We start from the raw sequence: 19396 nt of genomic DNA, 5'->3' as shown, positions 1-19396 counted from the left end.
TTGGCCTGCCGAGGGAATGAGCCGTCTGTGATTTCGCACTGCACGCATAGGCGCGGCGGTGGCGCTGGCGCGGCAGCTTGCCTATTATTCCGTCAAGTTGGAAGCTAAGGATGCCATGACTGCCCGGCTGCCACCGCAACCCGTCGTTCACGCGCTCTCGCGCCACGCCGCCTATCTGTCCGGGCGGCCGGGCGGCGAGCGGCTGCAGCGCCGTAACGATGATTTCTCCGGCCTAGACCTCGGCGGCGCCATTCTTGATGACGCCATCATGACCGGCTGCGTCTTCAGCGATGCGGCGCTGAACTCGGCGCAGTTCGTGCGCGCCGACCTGTTCGGCAGCGATTTCACCCGCGCCGATCTCACCCGCACCATGTTCGACAAGGCGGATCTGCGCGGCGCCAACTTCCTGATGGCGATCTTGCGCCAGACCTCGTTCCGCCAGGCCGATCTGCGTTCCGGCCAGATCCTGCGCCACACCACCGATGGCAAGGAAGTCTCCGAGACCGTGCCGGTGAACATGAGCGGCGCCAATCTCGAAGATGCCAATCTCAAGAACGCCTATCTCGATCACGCCAACCTGACCAATGCCTCCGCTGTCGGCGCCAGCTTCGCCTCGGCCAACCTGTTCGCGGTCAACCTTACCGGCGCCGATCTCACCAATGCCGATTTCGCCGGCGCCAAGCTGAAGGAAGCCAGCTTCGTCGGCGCCAAGCTGGATGGCGCACGCTTCACCGGTGCCGATCTGCGCGGCGCCAACCTGCGCAGCGTGGATCTGAGCACCGCCGATACCACCGGTGCCAACCTGCAGGGCGCGATCCATCGCGGTGCCTCGGCGCAATTGCCGCCCGATGTGGAAGCCAAGCTGAAAGCGCATGGCCGCTGGATCGTTTCCAATGGCGTCGAGGGCGAGCGCGCGGTGTTCAGCAAGATGAAATTGCAGGGCCTGGATTTTTCAAGCTGCGACCTGCGCGCCGCCGTATTCCACGAAACCAATCTCGCCGGCGCGTTTTTCACCCGCAGCCAGCTGATGTTCGCCAGCTTCATCGGTGCCGATCTGCGCAAGGCGAATTTCGATCAGGCGGATTGCGGTGGCGTCAATTTTTCCGCGGCCATGCTGGCCGGTGCGGCTTTCCGTGGCACCCAGCTGGTCGGCGTGCCGATCTACAACGCACTGAACCAGCGCACCGGCAAGGTGGTGTTCGCCCGTTTCGATACAGCCGATCTCACCGGCGCCGATCTGCGCGGCGCGGTGATCGAGGGCGTCGATTTCTCCAGCAGCATCTTTGCCAAGGTCAATATTGCCGGCACTGATCTGCGGCAATGCATCGGCATGCAGTCGAAACGCTGAGCCCGGCATTGCCATGACCGTATTGCTCGATCCCGGCCTCGGCTACAGCGACGCCCGGCTCAAGGCATTGCACCGGCTGTGGCAGGACAAGGCCGACGCATGCGGTGCCCTGCCGGCGCGGGCGGAATTCACGCCGGCGGAGATGCGCGAATTCCTGAGCGATCTCTACATGGTGGATGTGGCGCGCGGCGGCCGCTTCCGCTTCCGGCTGATCGGCACCGCGATCACCCAGCGCACCGGCCGCGATGTCACCGGCAAGTATTTCGATCAGGTCTATGCGCCCGACGCGCTGGAGAATTTCTCCGCCAGCTTCCACTGGATCGCGCGCCACAAGCTGCCGTTGCGCAGCTATGGCACGATGAATTTCACGGATCAGGATTTTCTCAGCTTCGAGGCGCTGGAAGTGCCGCTGGCCAGCGATGGCGTCACGGTCGATATCATTCTCGGCGTGGTGGCGGTGCGCCCCGCCAGATAGTGTGAGCCGGTCAGGCTTCGAAATGCTGCCAGTTGACGCGGCCGAGCGGCATGTCTTTCAGCTTTTCCACGAACGGCTTGGCGCCGATGTAGATCGGCGTGAGGCTGACGCCCTGCGCCACCAGCACGAGATCATGGCGCCCCAGTTTCTGCTGGAAGGCGGACATCGAGCGTTGCGCCAGCTCGGGCGTCGAGATGCCGGCCTCGGCCACCATGATCAGGGTGACCACCTTGCCGTCGATCTGAAAATTCGCGAACGGATATTTTTGTGCCATCAGCCCCTCCCGGTATGCGGGACGCGGTGTCTATCGTAGACCTGTTTCGGCCTACGTCCAGAGTAATTTGACGCAATGTGACTAAAATATGGTTAATTGCATGCATTTCGGTTGCAGGCCCGCTAAAGCACTGGAAACGCTGCGTCGAATTTGCCCGCTATAAGGTCAGGCGGGCAGGAAAATGAAATTGAAAACGTAGTCCCGCCGGGTCGCCGGGCGGCGGTGATTGGCCTCCGGGTCCAGCGCCGAAAACGGCACCAGCTGGCCATGGCGCAGTGCGAAGGCGGCATAGCCCAGGGCCACCACCTCGGCCACCATGGTCTCGATCGGCTTGCGGGTATGGGCTTCTTCCATCTCGATCACCATCACCGGGCGGTCGCGGCGGATCAGTCCGGCGGCGCCTTCCAGCACCTCGGCCTCGAAGCCTTCCACGTCGATCTTGATGAAGCCAATCGGCGGCAGGTCGCAGTCATCCAGCCGCTTGGCCGGCACTTTCACGCTGCCGTAATGCTCGCCCACCTTGGTGGCGTTGAGCGAGCCGCCCTGGTTGGAATAGCCCTTGCGGCCCAGCGGTATGCGCAATTCCGCCTCGCCGGTCCGGTTCGAGGCGGCGATCTGCCAGGCCTCGGCATTGGCCGGCTTGCAGCGTGCCAGCACCTTGAACGGCTTCGGGTTCGGCTCCACGGCGAAAACCCTGGGGCAGTAGCGCGCCAGCATGGCGGTCCACACCCCCTTGTTGGCGCCGACATCCAGGGCGGCGCGCTCGCGGTCGACCAGGAACGGCACCAGATGCAGTTCGGCCTCGCCGCGGCGCAGCTCTTTCCACAGCCGGTAGGTGCGGTACATCCCCGGCGGCACCAGGGTGTATTTCAGCTTTTCTTCAAGGGTGGAGGGCGGTTCCCAGGCCAAGCGCAAATCCTTGAACGGGAGGGCGGGGAACGGAAGAGCGGGAAACGCAAGGGCGGGCGCTGGTGCTGCCGGACAGGATTGAACTGTCGACCTCGTCATTACCAATGACGTGCTCTACCACTGAGCTACGGCAGCGCGCCGGCTGAAAACGGCGCGGAAAGTGCCACAGGCCCCCTCCCGATGCAAGCACCCCAGGAAAGCAAAATCCTGCATCCCGTTGCCGCACCCGCCGTGCCCCGACTTGATTTGGCGGGACAAGGGTTTATGCAGGCTTTGGGTAAAGAAATGGTTGAGGTGCGGCGTGGCCGCGAAGCTGGAAATCGAACGCAAATTCCTGGTCCGCGAACCCGGCATCGTCGCCGGCTTGGGCGGCCGCCGGCTGGAGCAGGGCTATTTCGGCCGGGTGGGCGAATACCACCTGCGCATCCGCATCGCGGCCGAGGATGCCTGGGTGACGTTGAAGAGCGACACGCCCGGCGCCGCGCGGCAGGAATACGAGGCGGCGATCCCGGTGGCCCTGGCGCGCAGGCTGCTGGATGCCTGGCCGGAGCGGCACAAGGTGACCAAGACCCGCTACCGCCTGCCGGCCCTGGGCCAGGGCGCCCCCCGTCTGACCTGGGAAATCGACCAGTTTCATGGCCGCCATGAGGGCATGTGGCTGGCCGAGATCGAACTCGACCGTCCCGACCGTGCGCTCGACCTGCCGGTCTGGCTCGGCGCCGAAGTGACCGACGATCCCGGCTACCGCAATGCCGCCCTGGCCGAGGCGCCGCAACAGCCGGCGGTTCTCGATGCCGAATTGCAGCCGCATATCGAGGCCCTCGGTCCGCTTGAGTAGGCCTGTGTCCTCTTGAATAGGCCCGGGTCGGTTTGAATAGGGCGGCGACTTCGCTATAACCGGCCTATGACGCATCTGACCGAGGCAACCGCAGCCCGCCGCGAGGAGCGCCGCCAGCGCCTGGCGGCGCAATTGCGCAGCAATCTCGGGCGCCGCAAGCAGCAGGACCGGGCGCGCCAGGAGACGGATGAGGCGCCGCAGCCTGAACCACAACAGTCTGAAGGGGAGCCGCGCTGATGGCGGTGATGAGCGATATCTGGATCCGCGACATGGCGCGTCAGCAGGGCATGATCGAGCCCTTCGTGGAAGCGCAGAAGCGCGAAGGCACGATTTCCTACGGCCTGTCCTCCTATGGCTACGATGCCCGCGTGGCGCGCGAATTCAAGATTTTCACCAACGTCAACAGCGCCGTGGTGGATCCGAAGCAGTTCTCGCCCAGCTCGTTCGTTGATTTCGATACCGATGTCTGCGTCATCCCGCCGAATTCCTTCGCCCTGGCGCGCACGGTGGAATATTTCCGCATCCCGCGCGATGTGCTGGTGATCTGCCTGGGCAAAAGCACCTATGCCCGCTGCGGTATCATCGTCAATGTCACGCCGCTGGAGCCGGAATGGGAAGGCCATGTGACGCTGGAATTCTCCAACACCACGCCGCTGCCGGCGAAGATCTATGCCAATGAAGGCGCCTGCCAGTTCCTGTTCCTCAAGGGCGACCAGCCCTGCGAGGTGAGCTACGCCGACCGCGCCGGCAAATACATGGGCCAGCGCGGCGTCACGCTGCCGAAGCTGTAATCTTCAGGCGGCAGCAAAGATTCCGCTGCTTCGCCTGAATTCCGCCAGAATCCGCCGTTAAACCGGGTTTACGGGTGATCGGTCCGGCTGGCAAAGCCGGGCGGAATGCTCTAGATACACTCGCAATCGGCCACATTTCTGGCCCGCGCCCGGCTAGTCGGCCGCGCCCGGGCCTCTCGGGTAGTTCAGCACATGGATCGTATTCGGTTGCGCGGCGGCAAGCCGCTCCACGGCAGCATCGGCATCGGTGGCGCCAAGAACGCGGCGTTGCCGCTGATGGCCGCCAGCCTGCTCACGGCGGAAACCCTGTCGCTGTCGAACGTGCCGCATCTCGCCGATATCGCCACCATGGCGCATCTGCTGCAACAGCATGGCGTTGACGTGGCGATGGATGGCGGCAATGGCACGGCGGAAGGCCGCACCATTCACCTGACTGCCGGCCATATCGCCTCGACGCTGGCGCCCTATGACCTGGTGCGCAAGATGCGCGCCTCCGTGCTGGTGCTGGGGCCGCTCTTGGCGCGCTGCGGCGAGGCGGAAGTATCTCTGCCCGGCGGCTGCGCCATCGGCACCCGGCCGGTGGACCTGCATATCGCGGCGTTGCGCGAAATGGGCGCCGAGATCGAGATCGCCAACGGCTATATCAAGGCGCGCGCCCCCAAGGGCCTCAAGGGCGCCCATATCCGCTTCCCCATGGTGTCGGTCGGTGCCACCGAGAACCTGCTGATGGCGGCCTGCCTGGCCGATGGCAACACGATTCTGGAAAACGCCGCGCGCGAGCCGGAGATCGGCGATTTGGCGCGCTGCCTGATCGCCATGGGCGCGCAGATCGAGGGCCTGGACAGCGAGACGCTGACCGTGCGCGGCCAGACCTCGCTGCATGGCGCGCGGCACATGATCCTGCCTGACCGCATCGAGACCGGCACCTATGCTGCCGCCGTCGCCATCACCGGCGGCGAGGTCGAGCTGATCGGCGCGCGGCCGGACCTGACCGAAGCGGTGAACGACAAGCTGGTGGAAGCCGGCTGCGTCATCACGCCAACGCCGCGCGGCATGCTGGTGAAGCGCAATGGCAGCCGCCTCAAGGGCGTCGATTTCCTCACCCAGCCGTTTCCCGGTTTCCCCACCGACATGCAGGCCCAGGTGATGTCGATCATGGCGGTGGCCGAGGGTGCCTCGATGATCACCGAAACGATCTTCGAGAACCGCTTCATGCATGTGCCCGAACTCACCCGCATGGGCGCCAATATCGTGGTACATGGTTCTTCCGCGCTGGTGCGCGGCGTTGGCGACCTGACCGGCGCGCCGGTGATGGCCACCGATCTGCGCGCCTCGGTGTCGCTGGTGCTGGCCGGCCTGGCCGCCCATGGCGAAACGATTGTGAACCGCGTCTATCATCTCGACCGCGGCTATGAGCGCCTGGAAGAAAAGCTCGCCGCCTGCGGCGCCGATATCGAACGGCTCAAGGGATGAAAAAGCTGACGCCGCTCAAGCTGCGCGCCGAGGATGCCGAGGACATCACTGTGCTCTCGGCCTGCCTGCAGGACGCCACCTTGCAGCTGGCGGATATTGCCTGGCAGCCGCGCCGCCGCCGCTTCGCCCTGGTGCTGAACCGCTTCCGCTGGGAAGACGAGGACAAGACCCGCAGGCTCGGCGCCAAGCCGCATTTCCGCAGCCAGGCCGGGCTGCATTTCGATGGCGTGCTGCGGGTGCAGCGCCAGCGCCTGGAAGTGACGGCAGGGCCGCTGGAATTGCTCTCCGTGCTGGTCGAGCCGGGTGACGAAGCCCCGGCGGCGCGGCTCACCCTGGTTTTCGCCGGGGGTGGCGCGGTGCGCCTGGATGTGGAATGCATAGCCGCCGAATTGCAGGATATTGGCACGCCCTACCCGGTGCGCCGCGTACCGAAACACCAGACCGACGATCGCCAGTCATGACCCCGCCCGACTCCTCAACGCTTGTGATGGCCCTGCCCAAGGGCCGCATCCTCAAGGAAGTGCTGCCCCTGCTGGCGCGCGCCGGCATCGTGCCGGAAGCGGAATTCCATGACGAACATTCGCGCAAGCTGCGCTTCGCCACCAGCCAGCCCGGCCTGGAGCTGATCCGCGTGCGCAGCTTCGATGTCGCCACTTTCGTCGCCTTCGGTGCCGCCCAGCTTGGCGTGGCCGGCAACGATGTGCTGATGGAATTCGATTACCCGGAAATCTACGCGCCGCTCGATCTCGGCATCGGCCATTGCCGCTTGAGCGTCGCCGAGCCGGCGGAGCTGAGCCAGTCGGATGATCCGCGGCGCTGGAGCCATGTCCGCGTGGCGACGAAGTATCCGCATGTGACCCATGACTATTTCGCCCGCCGCGGCGTGCAGGCGGAATGCATCAAGCTGAACGGCGCCATGGAACTGGCGCCGCTGCTCGGGCTGTGCCGCCGTATCGTCGATCTGGTGTCGACGGGCGCGACGCTCAAGGCCAATGGCCTGGTGGAAGTGGAAGTGATCGCGGAAGTGACCTCGCGGCTGGTGGTGAACCGCGCCGCGCTGAAAACCCGGCCGCGCGAAGTCGGCGGCTGGATCGAACGCATGCGCGAGGTGGTCGATGCCGCTTGAGCTGAACATGGGCGATGCCGATTTCGCCGCGCGCTTCGATGCGCTGGTGAAATCCAAGCGCGATGCCGAGGCCGATGTCGGCGCTGTCGCAGCCCAGATCATCGCCGATGTGCGTAAGCGCGGCGACGCGGTGCTGCATGAACTGAACGCGAAATTCGACAAGGTCGATTCCGCGAAGCTGGGTCTGCGCATTTCCCAGGCCGAGATGGATGCGGCGGCGGCGCTGGTGGATCAGGCGACGCTCAGCGCGCTTGAGGTTGCCGCCGAGCGCATCCGTGCCTTCCATGCCCGCCAGATGCCGGCGGATGATTTCTTCACCGATGCGCAAGGCGTCAAGCTCGGCCATCGCTGGACCGCGCTGGATGCCGTCGGCCTTTATGTGCCGGGCGGCAAGGCGGCCTATCCGTCGTCGGTGCTGATGAACGCGCTGCCGGCGGTAGTGGCCGGGGTGCGCCGCATCGCCGTCTGCGTGCCGACGCCGGGCGGCGAACTCAATCCGCTGGTGATGGCGGCGCTGAAGCTCTGCGGCATCACCGAAGCCTATCGCCTCGGTGGCGCCCAGGCTGTTGCCGCGCTGGCTTACGGCACCGAGACGATTGCCCCGGTGGACAAGATCACCGGCCCAGGCAATGCCTATGTGGCGGCAGCCAAGCGCCAGGTCTTCGGCCAGGTCGGCATCGACAACCCGGCCGGCCCGTCGGAAATCCTCGTTGTCGCCGATGCTGCCAATGATCCGGCCTGGATCGCGGCCGATCTCCTGAGCCAGGCCGAGCATGACGAAGTGGCGCAATCGGTGCTGATCACCGACGACGCGGCTTTCGCAGCCAAGGTCCGCGATGCCGTGGCGGCGCAGCTTGCCAAGATGCCGCGCGGCAATATCGCGGCGGCCTCCTGGGCCAATTTCGGCGCGCTGATCGTGGTGCCGGCCTTGGCCGAGGCGCCGGCCCTGGTCAATCGTATTGCGCCGGAGCATCTCGAATTGGCCATCGCCGATCCGCATGATCTGGCCAAGGCAGTGCGTCATGCCGGTGCCATCTTCCTCGGCCGCCACACGCCAGAGGCCATCGGCGATTATGTCGCCGGGCCGAACCATGTGCTGCCCACGGCGGGCGCGGCGCGGTTTGCCTCCGGCCTCAACCTGCTCGATTTCATGAAGCGCACCACCCTAGTGGAATGTGATGCCGCCTCGCTGGCCCGCATTGGCCCGGCGGCGGCGAAACTCGCGGCAGCCGAGGGGCTGCATGCCCATGGTTTGTCGGTTACCATACGCCTCGACGACTGACTTCAGCAAAGCCGCCGCTCGATGACCGCCAAAGCCCCGCCCGCCAACCACCGCCTCGTCGATGTGCAGCTCGACGAGCGCACGCTGGTGCGCCGCTCTGCCGATGTCGAGCATGAGCGCAAGGTGGCGATTTTCGACCTGCTGGAACAGAACATGTTCTCGCCGATCGGCGCGCATGAGAATCAGGGGCCGTTCAACCTGTTTCTCGGCATCGAGGAAAACCGCCTGGTATTTGATATCCGCGATGCCGAGGCGCAGCCGCTGGGCAAGATCATCCTGGCGCTGTCGCCGTTCCGGCGCATCGTGAAGGACTATTTCGAGATCTGCGACAGCTATTTCGAGGCGATCAAGACCGCCACGCCGTCGAAGATCGAAACCATCGACATGGCGCGGCGCGGCGTGCACAACGAAGGCTCCACGCTGCTGATGGAGCGCCTCAAGGGCAAGATCGAAACCGATTTCGATTCCGCCCGGCGGCTGTTTACCCTCATCTGCGTATTGCATATCCGGGGCTGACCGGTGGAAGGCATGCCCGGCAGCGTGTTGTTCTGTTGCACCATGAACAGCATCCGCTCCCCGATGGCCGAAGGCATCCTGAAAAGCCTGTTTCCGCGTCAGGTGTTCGCCGACTCGGTCGGCCTGCGCAAAGGCCAGCTCGATCCGATGGCGGTCGAGGTGATGGACGAGATCGGCCTCGATATCACCCGGCACAAGCCCAAGACCTTTGATGAACTGGAAGACTCGTCCTTCGACCTGATCATCACGCTGTCGCCGGAAGCGCATCACCGCGCGCTGGAAATGACCCGCACCATGTCCTGCGACGTGGAATTCTGGAATACCTTCGATCCTTCCATCGTCGAAGGCAGCCGCGAGCAGCGCCTCTCCTCCTATCGCGAAGTGCGCGACACGCTGATGCAGCGCATCCGCAAGCGCTTCCCGAAATTCGGTACCCAGGGCGGGTGAGGAGGGCTGAGGTCCGCCTCATCGCGTCATACTCGCGCCAGCCCTTCGCGTCATACTCGCGAAAGCGAGTATCCCATTTAACAGTGAAATGGGACCCTCGCCTGCGCGAGGGTGACAAAAAGTAGAAATGAAGTGTCCCAAACACCATAATCTCGCCATTTTCCGGCGTTAGTCAGGGCGGTATCGACTAAGGAGTATCCCGATGCGTCTTGAAGCCCTTGCTCTTGCCCTGATGCTGCTGGCCCATCCCGTGCAGGCCCAGCCGGTCGCCACTTTGCCGGCCGAGCGCAGCACCAGCTTGAGCCTCTCGGAGACCGCCGAGCGCGAGGTGACGCCTGACCTGCTGCGCGCCCGCCTGGCGGCGGAAGCCAGCGGCGATACGGCGGCAAAGGCCCAGGCCCAGGTCAATGCCGCGCTGGAAAAGGCGGTGGCGAAGGCCAAGGCCGCCGGGCTGCAAGTGGCGACCGGTGGTTACACCACCTGGGAAGACGCGCCGCGCGGCCCCAATGGGCAATTGACCGGCCCGCCGCGCTGGCGTGCCAGTGCGCAATTCAGCGTCACCTCGAAGGATTCGGCCAAGCTGCTCGAAGCCGCCGGGCAATTGCAGCAGGATGGCCTGCTGCTGCAGGGCCTGAGCTTTGAAGTCTCGCGCGAACTGCGCCGCAGCCTGGAGGATGAACTGACCCGCGAAGCCATCGCGCGGCTGAAAGCCCGCGCCGAACTCGGCGCCGCTGCCCTGGGCCAGGCTTTCGCCGGCTGGCAGCAGGTGCGTATCGGTGGCGGGCTGCAACAGCCGCAGCCGCGCATGATGGCCATGGCGATGTCGGCCAAGGCGATGGCCGCGCCGGTGGCCGAGCCGGGCAGCCAGACCGTCAGCCTCACCGTCGAGGGTGACGCCCGCCTTCAGTAATCCCGCCTTCAGTAGTCCTGGTTGCAATGGCGCTTCAGCGCAGCTACAGCGCGTCTTGGGTTGCCGGCGTAAACCGCTATAATCAGCGGTAATGCAGCAGCCCGAGGCTACCGTGACAGCAGCGCCGCTCCCGCCCAACGAGGCCGACCGACTGGTGGCGCTGCATCGCTATGGCATCCTCGATACCCCCGCCGATCCGCGCTTCGACCGCATCGTCGCGCTGTCGGCGCGGCTGCTCGACATGCCGATTGCGCTGGTGACACTGGTGGATGCCGAGCGGCAATGGTTCAAGGCTAGGCAAGGTGTCGATCTGGCGGAAACACCGCGCGACATTTCTTTTTGTACCCATGCCGTGTCCGATGGCTCGATGCTTGAAGTGCCGGATGCCATCCAGGATGCACGCTTCATAGATAATCCGCTGGTCACGGGCGATCCGGGTATCCGCTTCTATGCCGGGGCGCCGCTGCTCGATGAAAATGGCCATGCGCTCGGCACGCTCTGTGTGATCGACCGCAAGCCGCGCCATCTCAGCGAAGAACAGCGTGCATTGCTCAGCGACCTTGCCGGCATGGCGCAGGATGCCATGCAGCTGCATCGGGCGCTGCTGGAAGCCGAACAGGCCCGCGCCGATGCGGAATATGCCAACCGGGCCAAGACCAACTTTCTCGCTTTCATGAGCCATGAATTGCGCACGCCGCTCAATGCCGTGATTGGCTTTGGCGAATTGATGGAGGCCGAGCCGTTCGGCCCGCTCGGCTCGCCGCGTTACCAGCATTATGCCGGCATGATCGTGGAAGGCGGCCGCCATCTGCTTGAAGTGATCAATGCCATCCTCGATCTCACCCGCATCGAATCCGGCAAGTTTGCGCTCCAGCGCGAGGCCATGACGGTGGGCGAGGAAGTTGCCGTGGTTACCGGATTGGTGCGGGTGCAGGCCGATGCCGGCAGTGTTGCGCTCGCTCTCGATGCCGCGGCCGTTGGGGCGCTGCCGATGATTTCCGCCGACCGCTCGGCGCTGCGCCAGGCCCTGCTCAACCTGGTGGGCAATGCGGTGAAATTCACCCCGGCCGGCGGTCAGGTTTCGATCACCGGTGAGGAGCGTGAGGGCTGGCTGCGGCTTATCATCAAGGATACCGGCATCGGCATCGCGCCGGAGGATCTGCGCCGGCTGGGCGAGCCGTTCTTCCAGTCCGGCCCGGTCATGGCGCGCCGCGCCGAGGGCAGCGGGCTGGGCCTTGCCATCACGCGGCAGCTCGTCGCGCTGCATGGCGGCGCATTGGATATCGCCTCCGAACTCGGCAAAGGCACCACCGTCACGGTCAGCCTGCCGCTGGCATGATGGTGCGGGCCTGATGGTGCGGGCGTAATGGCATCGGCACAAGATCAGGTGCTGCTTGATTATGCCGTCAGCCGCGTGCTGCTGGTCAGCCTGCTCGGGCTGCTGTTCGGCGGCTCTGGCGGTTTGCTGTTCGGCCTGCTGTTCGCAGCAATAGCCGGCGGTGCCGCCAGTTACATCATGCGCCGGCAGCCGGCGCGTTTTGCCAAGCTCGGCACCAAATTCGGTAACTGGCTGCCGGTACTGCTGCCCGGGCTTTATGCCGCGCTGCTGCTGGGGCTGGAAACTCTCTCGCCCGCTTCCGGCGCTACCTGGCGCGGCGCCACCGCCTGGCTCTGGCAGCCGTTGAGTCAGGCTTTGCCCGCTGCCACGGCTGCTTCGGGCTGCGATGCGGTGCCGGCAGCCGCCGCGCGGCTCGGCCTGATCGCCCATCTCAATGCCACTACGCTGCTGCTGGTCGCGGCCATGCTGGCCGTATCGCCGCAGGCGCCCGTGAGTTCGACCACCGCGCCGCGCGGCGGATTGCTGCGGCTCTATGCCCTGCCGCTGGCGGCGGCCTTGCTGTTCGCCGCTTTCGGTGCGTCGCTCTATCTCTGGGGCGACGACTGCCGCTATCGCGGGTTCGCCGCCCATGACGGCATCGCCCTGCTGCTGCGCGCCCTGGAGCAGGGCGCGCTACTGTACCTGAGCGGTGCCTGCCTGGTGACATTCCTGAGCGAACTGGCCTCGCGGTTCAGGTTCGGAGCGCGGCTGGCGCGGCGTTTCGGCTGGTAATCCAGGCCGCCGCAAGCAGCGCGGCGGCGATGCCCAGCGCCGCACCGATCAGCACATCGCCAAGGTAATGCGCGTTCAGTATCAGGCGACAGCTCGCGGCGATTACCGCCAGCGCCAGCAGGCCGCCACGCCAGAAGCGATGCCGGGGCAACAGCAGGGCCAGGCTCAGGCACAGCGCGAAACTCACCGCCGCGTGGGACGAGGGCATGGAATCAAAGTGACGGCGGAATTGCAGGAAGGCGAAGCCGTAGATGTCCTGCTCGAACAGCAGATGGGGCCGGGCGCGGCCCACGCACCGTTCCAGTATTTCGCTGGCGATGCCGGCGCCGGCCACCGCCAGGAAAACCCGGGCGGCGCCAGCGGCGCGGACTGGATCGGGCCGCCGCCAGCGCCACCAGGCCCAGAGCAGGGCGGCCGGCGGCAGCGACCAGCCGGGATTGCCAATCCGGGTGACGAGGGCGGCCAGTTTGCCGAGCCAGGCCGGGGCGTGTTGGGCCAGGTGGGCAATGGGCTGGTCCAGGGTAGCGTAGCTCCCACTGGCCAGCAGCACGGCCAGCGCCAGCACCAGCAGGGCGCGCAACAGGGCGGATTTCATGGCGGAGGGCTCAGGCGCAAGCGATTCCAGGGTGTTAGCCAGGGCAATCTACACCCGCTGGAATGGCCGTGTCCGGCGACAAAGCGTCGCGTTGCAGTCTTGATTTTCCTGGGGTTTGGACGCATGTTCGGCGCCGCTTGCGCCGGCCCGGGCTGCCTATCGCCTGATTTTGGGCCTGATTATGGGTTCCGGCGCGCATTTGTTCGGATCGAAAAGAGGGCTGATGTCCAAAGAAGCATTGCTGGAATTCCCCGGCGTCGTGTTGGAATTGCTGCCCAACGCGATGTTCCGCGTGAAGCTTGAGAATGACCACGAGTTGCTTGCCCAGGTGTCGGGCAAGATGCGCAAGAACCGCATCCGCGTGCTGGCCGGCGATAAGGTCATGGTGGAAATGACCCCCTATGACCTGAGCAAGGGCCGCATCACCTTCCGCTTCAAGTAACGCTGCATGCCGCCGCTTGTGCTCGCTTCGGCGTCGCCCCGGCGGCTTTCGCTTCTGTCTCAGATCGGCGTGGTGCCAGCCCATGTGCTGCCCGCCGATCTCGATGAGACCCCGCTCCCCCGCGAAATCCCGCGTCAGCTTGCCCGCCGGCTCTCCCGTGCCAAGGCGGCGGCCTGCGCTGCCGCGCTGCCTGCCGACATGCCGCGCGACTGCCTGATCCTTGCCGCCGATACCGTGGTCGGCCTGGGCCGCCGCATTCTGCCCAAGGCCGAGACGCCCGAGGAAGTCGAAGCCTGCCTGCGGCTGCTCTCGGGCCGCCGCCACCGCGTCTGTACCGGGCTTTGCCTGCTGCAGAATGGCCCCCAGGGTATTGTGCGCCGCGCCGAGCGCGTGGTCGAAACCGCCGTCTCCTTCAAGCGCCTGTCGGATGCTGAAATCGCCGGCTATGTGCAGAGTGGCGAGGGCCTGGGCAAGGCCGGCGGCTATGCCATCCAGGGCCGCGCCGACCTGTTCGTCGCCCAATTGCAGGGTGGCTATTCCAACGTGGTTGGCCTGCCGCTGCACGAGACCGCCGCCCTGCTTGGCGGTTTCGGCTATCCCTTGTGGCCTACAGCGTAATCTCCCGCTATATAGGTTCTATGGCGAACGAATTGCTGATCGACGTCGGCCTTACCGAAACCCGCGTCGCGCTGGTCGAGGATGACCGGCTGGTGCATCTCGATCTGGAACGGCCCGACCGCGATTCGGCGCTCGGCGCGATTTTCCTTGGCCGCGTGCGGCTGATCGAACCGGGCTTGCAGGCGGCCTATGTCGATATCGGCCTGGCGCGCGACGGCTTCCTCAATGCCAGTGACCTGGCGCCGGATATGTTCGGCGATAACAGCCGCCCGATCGAGCAGCGCCTGGCCGAAGGCGATGCCATCCTGGTGCAGGTGATCCGCGATCCGGTGGGCGAGAAGGGCGTGAAACTCACCGCGCGCCCCAGCCTGCCGGGCCGTTTCATATCCCTGACGCCCTATGATTCCCGCGTCCGCGTCAGCAAGCGCATCCTGGAGGATGCCGAACGCATGCGGCTGGCCGCCCTGCTGCAAAGCATGCTGGCCCTGGCCGATCAGACGCCGGCGCAGGTCAGCCTCGCGCTGCGGCGCAAGCTCGGCGAGCGCCGTGTCGGCAAGTCGGCGGCAACAACGCTCGACCGCCGCCGCAGCGATGACCGCCGCCTGGCGATGGGCGCGCTGGTGGAAACCGCCGCCGAAAAAGCCGATCAGGAGGCGCTGACCGCCGACCTGCAACGGCTGCGGGCGCGCTGGATCGCCATCGAGGAACGCCGTTCCAAGGCCACAGCACCGGCGGAATTGTGGCGCGAGATGGGGCCGGTGGGCCGCGCGCTGCGCAACCATGTCGGCGCCAGGCTGGATACCATCCGGGTCAACGATGCACGCGGCTTCGCCGAGGCGCGCGCCTGGCTGTTCGAGCATGCGCCGGAACTGGTCGGCAAGCTGGAACGCTATGACGAGCCCGGCGCGCTGTTCGAGCTGTTCGAGATCGAGAGCGATATCGATGCCGCGCTGTCGCGCCGCGTCGTGCTGCCATCCGGTGGCGCGCTGCTGTTCGGCGAAACCGATGCGCTCACCGCCATTGATGTGGATATCGCGCGTGGTGCGCGGCGCGGCAATGATTTCGAGGAACTGGCTTTGCGCATCAATCTCGATGCGGCGGAGGAAATCGCGCGCCAATTGCGGCTGCGCGGCATCGGCGGGATCATCGTGATCGATTTCCTGCACATGGATTCCTCGGCCTACCGCGCCCAGGCGGTGAATGCCCTGCGCAAGGCGCTGAGCCGCGATCCGGCGCCGGTGAAGGTGCTCGGCATGTCGGCGCTCGGCCTGGTGGAGATGACGCGCAAGCGCATCGGCGAACCGCTCGGCACAAGGCTGTTCGAGGCCTGCCCGACCTGCGACAGCGATGGCCATATCCCGTCGCTGCCCGCCGTGCAGGCGGAACTGATCCGCCGCGCCATGGCGGAAGCCGCCATGAGCCCGCGCGGCTCCCGCTTCGCCATCGCCTGTGCGCCGGATGTGGCCGCCCTGTTCGGCCCGGATCTGCTCGGCCAGCTCGAACGCCGGCTCGGCGCCCATGTCGAAGTGCGGCCCGAGGCCGGGCGGCGGCGCGAGGCCTTTAGCATCGACCGCCTCAATTGAGAACGGGCTGAATTAAGATGTGGGTGATTTGACCATGGCAGCCAAGATCTGCCCGATCTGCGGCAAGGCATCGGATGGACCGGAAATGGCCAGGCTGGCGCCGTTCTGTTCCGCCCGCTGCAAGGATGTCGATCTGCATCGCTGGCTCAGTGGGCAGTATGCCATCCCGGCGGTGGAACAGGACGACTCGGATGCCGCCGAGGAGACCCCGGCGGCGCCCGGGAGCGATCGCTCACTGCTGCATTGAAGTTGTGTTAACTTATTGAAAAACAAGCAGTCAGTGTTGCCTTTTTGCACCACCGGCGGGGAAAAATAGTTCCCGGCGGCCAGAATCCTGCCGACCGCCTGGGGCGACCCTGATTAGTCTTGCCCTGGCCCGGCAAATGCCTGATAAATCTAGAGCTATGAAGCGGTAAGAGGTCGTAAGACACCATGCTCGAAGCCCCGAAGTCTGCTGGGTGGAAGAAGTTCGCCCTGGTTTCCGTTTGTGCGCTTGGCCTGCTGGCCGGTTGCTCGTCGGGCGGTTCCGCGCCCGCCACGGGCGGCGCCACTGGCAGTTCCACTGCCGAAGTCGATGCGATCAATGATCCGCTCGAGCCGGTGAACCGCGCCATCCTCGAATTCAACAAGGTTGTCGATCATTTCCTGCTCAAGCCGGCCCTGCTGGCTTATCAGCTGGTGCCGCCGCCGATTCGCGATGGCGTGCATAACGCCCTGCTGAACCTCAAGGCGCCGATCGTCTTCGCCCATGACCTGCTGCAGGGTGAAAGCGCCCGCGCCGGCGATACTGCTTCGCGCTTTGCCATCAATTCCACCGTCGGCCTGCTCGGCATCTGGGATCCGGCCGCCAAGTGGTTCGGCATTCCCGGCCATACCGAAGATGGCGGCCAGACCCTGGCGGTCTGGGGCGTCGGCGAAGGCCCGTTCCTGATGCTGCCGGTGCTCGGGCCGTCGAACCCGCGCGACCTGGTCGGCCTCGGCGTTGATTCCTTCGCCGATCCGTTCAACTGGTATGCCCGCAACATCGATGCCGATGGCTTCATCTACACCCGCCTCGGCCTCACCGTGCTCGATACCCGCGATGAAGTCGGCGGCACCCTTGATGCGCTGGAACGCACCTCGCTGGATTTCTACGCCAGCCTGCGCACCATCTATCGCCAGCGCCGCGCCGACGAAATCAAGAACCGTCCGGTGACCCAGAAGCCGACCGCGCCGAGCGTCAGCATGGCCGCCAAGCCGAGCGACGACATCGAGACCAAGTCGGCGGCGAAGTAAGCCGAAGTTCTTTTTTGAGAAAAGAAAAAGGCGCCCATCGCGGCGCCTTTTTTGTTGTCCATTTCTTCGTCATTCTCGCGAACGCGAGAATCCCATTTGGTTGGCAGAAATGGGACTCCCGCTTGCGCGGGAGTGACGCTTTGGAGTGGCGGTGGGGTGAAGCTTACAGCTTCAGCCAGTCGGTGCTGGCATCCGCCGCCAGGGCGGCAATCGCGGGCCGCGTCATGCGGTAGGGCAGCCAGGACTGGCGCTCGTCCTTCATATGCTTGATGTCGAGGCGGTGATAGAAATCCCGCGTCGGATTCCAGTCCAGCACATTGAGGTCGACGCGCGGGCAGTCGCGCAGCTTGGCAACCGCCGCCACGGCGGTGATCAATTGCCGGCCGATGCCGTGGCCGCGCGCGGTTTCAAGCACGAACAGGTCTTCGATATAGATGCCGGCGCGGCCTTCCCAGGTCGAGTAATTGTGGAAGAACAGCGCGAAGCCGACGGCCTCGCCATCCAGTTCGGCGATCAGCGCCTCGAAGCGGCGCGGCTCGGAGAAGCCATCGCGCAGGATATCGGCCTCGGTGAGCTTGACGCTGCTCCGCGGTTCCTTCTCGTAATCCGCCAGTGCCTGCACCAGGCGTACGATGGTGGCGGCATCCTGGGCGGTGGCGCTGCGGACGATACTGCGGCTCATGTGACTTTTTCCTCCGGGGATCTTTCTGGGGACTTTTCGGCGACGGTCTTGTCAGAAACTGGTTTCGGTTTTGGCAGGGCGGCAAGCAAAGCCTCGCCGAACAGGCGGAATTCCTTAGCGCGTTGCGTGCCGCGGCGCCAGACCAGGCCGATCTGGCGCGCCGGCGGTTCGCCCTGGTCCGGCGTCATTACCGGACGCGCCACCACATCGGTGCCGCGCAGGATGCCGGCCTGCAGCGCGAGATCGGGCAGCAGGGTGACGCCGAGGCCGTTATCCACCATCTGCACCAGGGTATGCAGGCTGGTGGCGCCGACGCTTTCCTGCCCGCTGCCGCCGTGCCCCGGTCGCGGCAGCTGGCAGGCATCGAGCGCGTGATCGCGCAGGCAATGGCCGTCTTCCAGCAGCAGCAAGGCTTCATGCTGCAAGGCCGGCAGCGGCACGCCGTTGGATTCGGCCAGCGGATGATCGTTGCGGCAGGCGAAGCGGAAATGGTCGCTGAACAGCGGCAGGGTTTCCACTGCGCGGGCTTCGATCGGCAGGGCCAGGAGCAGCAGGTCCAGCCGTCCGGCTTCCAATTGCTGCAACAGCCGCGCGGTGAGGTCTTCGCGCAGGAACAGTTTCAGCTTCGGGAAGCGGCGGCGCAGATTGCGCAGCACGCGCGGCAGCAGGAACGGGCTCACCGTCGGGATGACGCCGAGATTGAGCGGCCCGGCCAGCGGTTCCGCCACGGCGCGGGCCAGCAACACCATCTCCTCGGCCTGGGCGATCAGCTCGCGGCCCCTGGCCGCCATCACCTGGCCCAAGGGGGTGAGCAGCACCTTGCGCTTGGTACGGTCCACCAGAACGGCATCAAGCTGGGTTTCCAGTTCCTGGATCCCGGCCGAAAGCGTCGACTGGGTGACCGAACAGGCTTCCGCCGCCTTGCCGAAATGCTTGGTTTCGGAAAGCGTTACCAGATAACGCAGCTGTTTCAGGCTCGGCAGGTTTATCATCGGAAAAATCGATTAGTGTGACCATTTTAATCCGTTGGATCGATTAGATAGCTTTCGCTAGTGTCCCCGTCAAGGCAGCGGCGACGCTGCCCCAGCCCCAGACCGAAACGAGCCCCAGCCAACCAGGTGGGGCCATAATCAGGAGAGTAGCTATGCTGACCATTGGCGATGCCTTCCCGAGCTTCAACCTCAAGGCCGTGGTTTCCACCGACATCAAGAACGCCTTCACCGACATCTCCAACGCCACCGACAAGGGTAAGTGGAAGGTGGTGTTCTTCTGGCCGAAGGACTTCACCTTCGTCTGCCCGACCGAAATCGCCGCCTTCGGCAAGCTGAACGGCGACTTCAACGACCGCGACACCGTGGTCTACGGCGTCTCGACCGATTCCGAGTTCGTGCATCTGGCCTGGCGCCAGAACCATGCCGACTTGAAGGCGCTGCCGTTCCCGATGCTGGCCGACATCAAGCGCGAACTGAGCCAGGCGCTTGGCATCCTCGACAAGAATGAAGGCGTCGCGCTGCGCGCCACCTTCATCGTCGATCCGGAAGGCGTGATCCGCTTCGTGTCGGTGAACGATCTCTCGGTCGGCCGCAACCCGGCGGAAGTGTTGCGCGTGCTCGACGCGCTGCAGACCGACGAACTCTGCCCCTGCAACTGGCAGAAGGGCGAAGACGTCCTGAAGCCGGCTGCCTAAGCACCAACTGGCTTA

The 19396-nt window shown here is 65.2% G+C and carries 25 protein-coding genes and 1 tRNA gene; 20 read left to right on the top strand and 6 right to left on the bottom strand.

Features of this window, described 5'->3' with window-relative positions:
* Positions 1–115: 115 nt before the first annotated feature.
* Positions 116–1348 (top strand): pentapeptide repeat-containing protein, encoded by a 1233-nt coding sequence (locus ACQY7X_RS06455; protein ID WP_428249034.1) that lies wholly within the window; start codon positions 116–118, stop codon positions 1346–1348.
* A 13-nt stretch (positions 1349–1361) separates the two neighbouring features.
* Positions 1362–1823: a PAS domain-containing protein gene (locus ACQY7X_RS06450; protein WP_428249033.1), complete on the top strand. Its 462-nt coding sequence runs from the start codon at positions 1362–1364 to the stop codon at positions 1821–1823.
* 10 nt (positions 1824–1833) lie between these two features.
* Here ACQY7X_RS06450 and ACQY7X_RS06445 read toward each other — a convergent pair whose 3' ends face one another.
* The 3 genes from ACQY7X_RS06445 to ACQY7X_RS06435 all read right to left on the bottom strand — a co-directional run bounded on the left by ACQY7X_RS06445 (position 1834) and on the right by ACQY7X_RS06435 (position 3141).
* Positions 1834–2097, bottom strand: a complete 264-nt coding sequence (locus ACQY7X_RS06445; RefSeq protein ID WP_428249032.1) for a hypothetical protein — start codon at positions 2095–2097, stop codon at positions 1834–1836.
* A 165-nt stretch (positions 2098–2262) separates the two neighbouring features.
* Positions 2263–3006 carry an FkbM family methyltransferase gene (locus ACQY7X_RS06440; RefSeq protein ID WP_428249031.1) on the bottom strand — a complete coding sequence of 248 codons (744 nt, stop codon included), beginning with the start codon at positions 3004–3006 and terminating at the stop codon, positions 2263–2265.
* A 60-nt stretch (positions 3007–3066) separates the two neighbouring features.
* Positions 3067–3141, bottom strand: a tRNA-Thr gene (locus tag ACQY7X_RS06435).
* 166 nt (positions 3142–3307) lie between these two features.
* Between ACQY7X_RS06435 and ACQY7X_RS06430 the strand changes: the two genes are divergently transcribed.
* The 12 genes from ACQY7X_RS06430 to ACQY7X_RS06375 all read left to right on the top strand — a co-directional run bounded on the left by ACQY7X_RS06430 (position 3308) and on the right by ACQY7X_RS06375 (position 12499).
* Positions 3308–3844, top strand: coding sequence for a CYTH domain-containing protein (locus ACQY7X_RS06430; protein WP_428249030.1), 537 nt, complete (start codon positions 3308–3310; stop codon positions 3842–3844).
* Between the two features lie 66 nt (positions 3845–3910).
* Complete coding sequence (locus ACQY7X_RS06425; RefSeq protein WP_428249029.1) at positions 3911–4081, top strand: hypothetical protein; 171 nt, start codon at positions 3911–3913, stop codon at positions 4079–4081.
* The gene (gene dcd / locus ACQY7X_RS06420) at positions 4081–4635 is read left to right on the top strand and encodes a dCTP deaminase (protein ID WP_428249028.1); all 555 of its coding nucleotides are present in this window, start codon (positions 4081–4083) and stop codon (positions 4633–4635) included. The genes ACQY7X_RS06425 and dcd overlap by 1 nt, the downstream gene beginning before the upstream one ends.
* 192 nt (positions 4636–4827) lie before the next feature.
* Positions 4828–6108 (top strand): UDP-N-acetylglucosamine 1-carboxyvinyltransferase, encoded by a 1281-nt coding sequence (gene murA / locus ACQY7X_RS06415; RefSeq protein WP_428249027.1) that lies wholly within the window; start codon positions 4828–4830, stop codon positions 6106–6108.
* The gene (locus ACQY7X_RS06410; RefSeq protein ID WP_428249026.1) at positions 6105–6569 is read left to right on the top strand and encodes a DUF2948 family protein; all 465 of its coding nucleotides are present in this window, start codon (positions 6105–6107) and stop codon (positions 6567–6569) included. Before murA ends, ACQY7X_RS06410 begins: the two co-directional genes overlap by 4 nt.
* On the top strand, positions 6566–7234 hold the full coding sequence (gene hisG, locus ACQY7X_RS06405) for an ATP phosphoribosyltransferase (protein ID WP_428249025.1): 669 nt from the start codon (positions 6566–6568) through the stop codon (positions 7232–7234). The genes ACQY7X_RS06410 and hisG overlap by 4 nt, the downstream gene beginning before the upstream one ends.
* Positions 7224–8516, top strand: a complete 1293-nt coding sequence (hisD, locus tag ACQY7X_RS06400) for a histidinol dehydrogenase (protein WP_428249024.1) — start codon at positions 7224–7226, stop codon at positions 8514–8516. Before hisG ends, hisD begins: the two co-directional genes overlap by 11 nt.
* 21 nt (positions 8517–8537) lie before the next feature.
* Positions 8538–9032: a UPF0262 family protein gene (locus tag ACQY7X_RS06395; RefSeq protein WP_428249023.1), complete on the top strand. Its 495-nt coding sequence runs from the start codon at positions 8538–8540 to the stop codon at positions 9030–9032.
* Between the two features lie 12 nt (positions 9033–9044).
* The gene (locus ACQY7X_RS06390) at positions 9045–9479 is read left to right on the top strand and encodes an arsenate reductase ArsC (RefSeq protein WP_428249022.1); all 435 of its coding nucleotides are present in this window, start codon (positions 9045–9047) and stop codon (positions 9477–9479) included.
* A gap of 202 nt (positions 9480–9681) precedes the next feature.
* Positions 9682–10389, top strand: a complete 708-nt coding sequence (locus ACQY7X_RS06385; RefSeq protein WP_428249021.1) for an SIMPL domain-containing protein — start codon at positions 9682–9684, stop codon at positions 10387–10389.
* Between the two features lie 91 nt (positions 10390–10480).
* Entirely contained in the window at positions 10481–11728 is a 1248-nt protein-coding gene (locus ACQY7X_RS06380) for a GAF domain-containing sensor histidine kinase (RefSeq protein ID WP_428249020.1), read from the top strand.
* Between the two features lie 27 nt (positions 11729–11755).
* Positions 11756–12499: a hypothetical protein gene (locus tag ACQY7X_RS06375; RefSeq protein WP_428249019.1), complete on the top strand. Its 744-nt coding sequence runs from the start codon at positions 11756–11758 to the stop codon at positions 12497–12499.
* Here the strand turns inward: ACQY7X_RS06375 and ACQY7X_RS06370 are convergent.
* Positions 12459–13094, bottom strand: a complete 636-nt coding sequence (locus ACQY7X_RS06370) for a phosphatase PAP2 family protein (RefSeq protein WP_428249018.1) — start codon at positions 13092–13094, stop codon at positions 12459–12461. The genes ACQY7X_RS06375 and ACQY7X_RS06370 overlap by 41 nt on opposite strands.
* Before the next feature lie 223 nt (positions 13095–13317).
* On the opposite strand from ACQY7X_RS06370, the gene infA reads away from it, so the two are divergent.
* The 5 genes from infA to ACQY7X_RS06345 all read left to right on the top strand — a co-directional run bounded on the left by infA (position 13318) and on the right by ACQY7X_RS06345 (position 17012).
* The gene (gene infA / locus ACQY7X_RS06365) at positions 13318–13536 is read left to right on the top strand and encodes a translation initiation factor IF-1 (RefSeq protein ID WP_341978400.1); all 219 of its coding nucleotides are present in this window, start codon (positions 13318–13320) and stop codon (positions 13534–13536) included.
* A gap of 6 nt (positions 13537–13542) precedes the next feature.
* Positions 13543–14154 carry a Maf family nucleotide pyrophosphatase gene (locus ACQY7X_RS06360; protein ID WP_428249017.1) on the top strand — a complete coding sequence of 204 codons (612 nt, stop codon included), beginning with the start codon at positions 13543–13545 and terminating at the stop codon, positions 14152–14154.
* 20 nt (positions 14155–14174) lie between these two features.
* On the top strand, positions 14175–15737 hold the full coding sequence (locus ACQY7X_RS06355; protein WP_428249016.1) for a ribonuclease E/G: 1563 nt from the start codon (positions 14175–14177) through the stop codon (positions 15735–15737).
* Between the two features lie 34 nt (positions 15738–15771).
* A complete protein-coding gene (locus ACQY7X_RS06350; protein WP_428249015.1) occupies positions 15772–15984 on the top strand; it encodes a DNA gyrase inhibitor YacG in 213 nt (70 codons plus the stop codon).
* A gap of 185 nt (positions 15985–16169) precedes the next feature.
* Positions 16170–17012 carry an MlaA family lipoprotein gene (locus ACQY7X_RS06345; protein ID WP_428249014.1) on the top strand — a complete coding sequence of 281 codons (843 nt, stop codon included), beginning with the start codon at positions 16170–16172 and terminating at the stop codon, positions 17010–17012.
* Between the two features lie 163 nt (positions 17013–17175).
* On the opposite strand, the gene ACQY7X_RS06340 is transcribed toward ACQY7X_RS06345, so the two are convergent.
* Entirely contained in the window at positions 17176–17694 is a 519-nt protein-coding gene (locus tag ACQY7X_RS06340) for an N-acetyltransferase family protein (protein WP_428249013.1), read from the bottom strand.
* Positions 17691–18686, bottom strand: a complete 996-nt coding sequence (locus tag ACQY7X_RS06335) for a hydrogen peroxide-inducible genes activator (RefSeq protein WP_428249012.1) — start codon at positions 18684–18686, stop codon at positions 17691–17693. Before ACQY7X_RS06335 ends, ACQY7X_RS06340 begins: the two co-directional genes overlap by 4 nt.
* Positions 18687–18838: 152 nt before the next feature.
* Between ACQY7X_RS06335 and ACQY7X_RS06330 the strand changes: the two genes are divergently transcribed.
* The gene (locus tag ACQY7X_RS06330) at positions 18839–19381 is read left to right on the top strand and encodes a peroxiredoxin (protein ID WP_428249011.1); all 543 of its coding nucleotides are present in this window, start codon (positions 18839–18841) and stop codon (positions 19379–19381) included.
* Positions 19382–19396 lie beyond the last annotated feature (15 nt).

The organism is Ferrovibrio sp. (genome assembly GCF_965278975.1).
In the GTDB taxonomy this organism is placed as follows: Bacteria; Pseudomonadota; Alphaproteobacteria; order Ferrovibrionales; family Ferrovibrionaceae; genus Ferrovibrio.
This window is presented reverse-complemented; position numbering and strand designations above follow the sequence as displayed.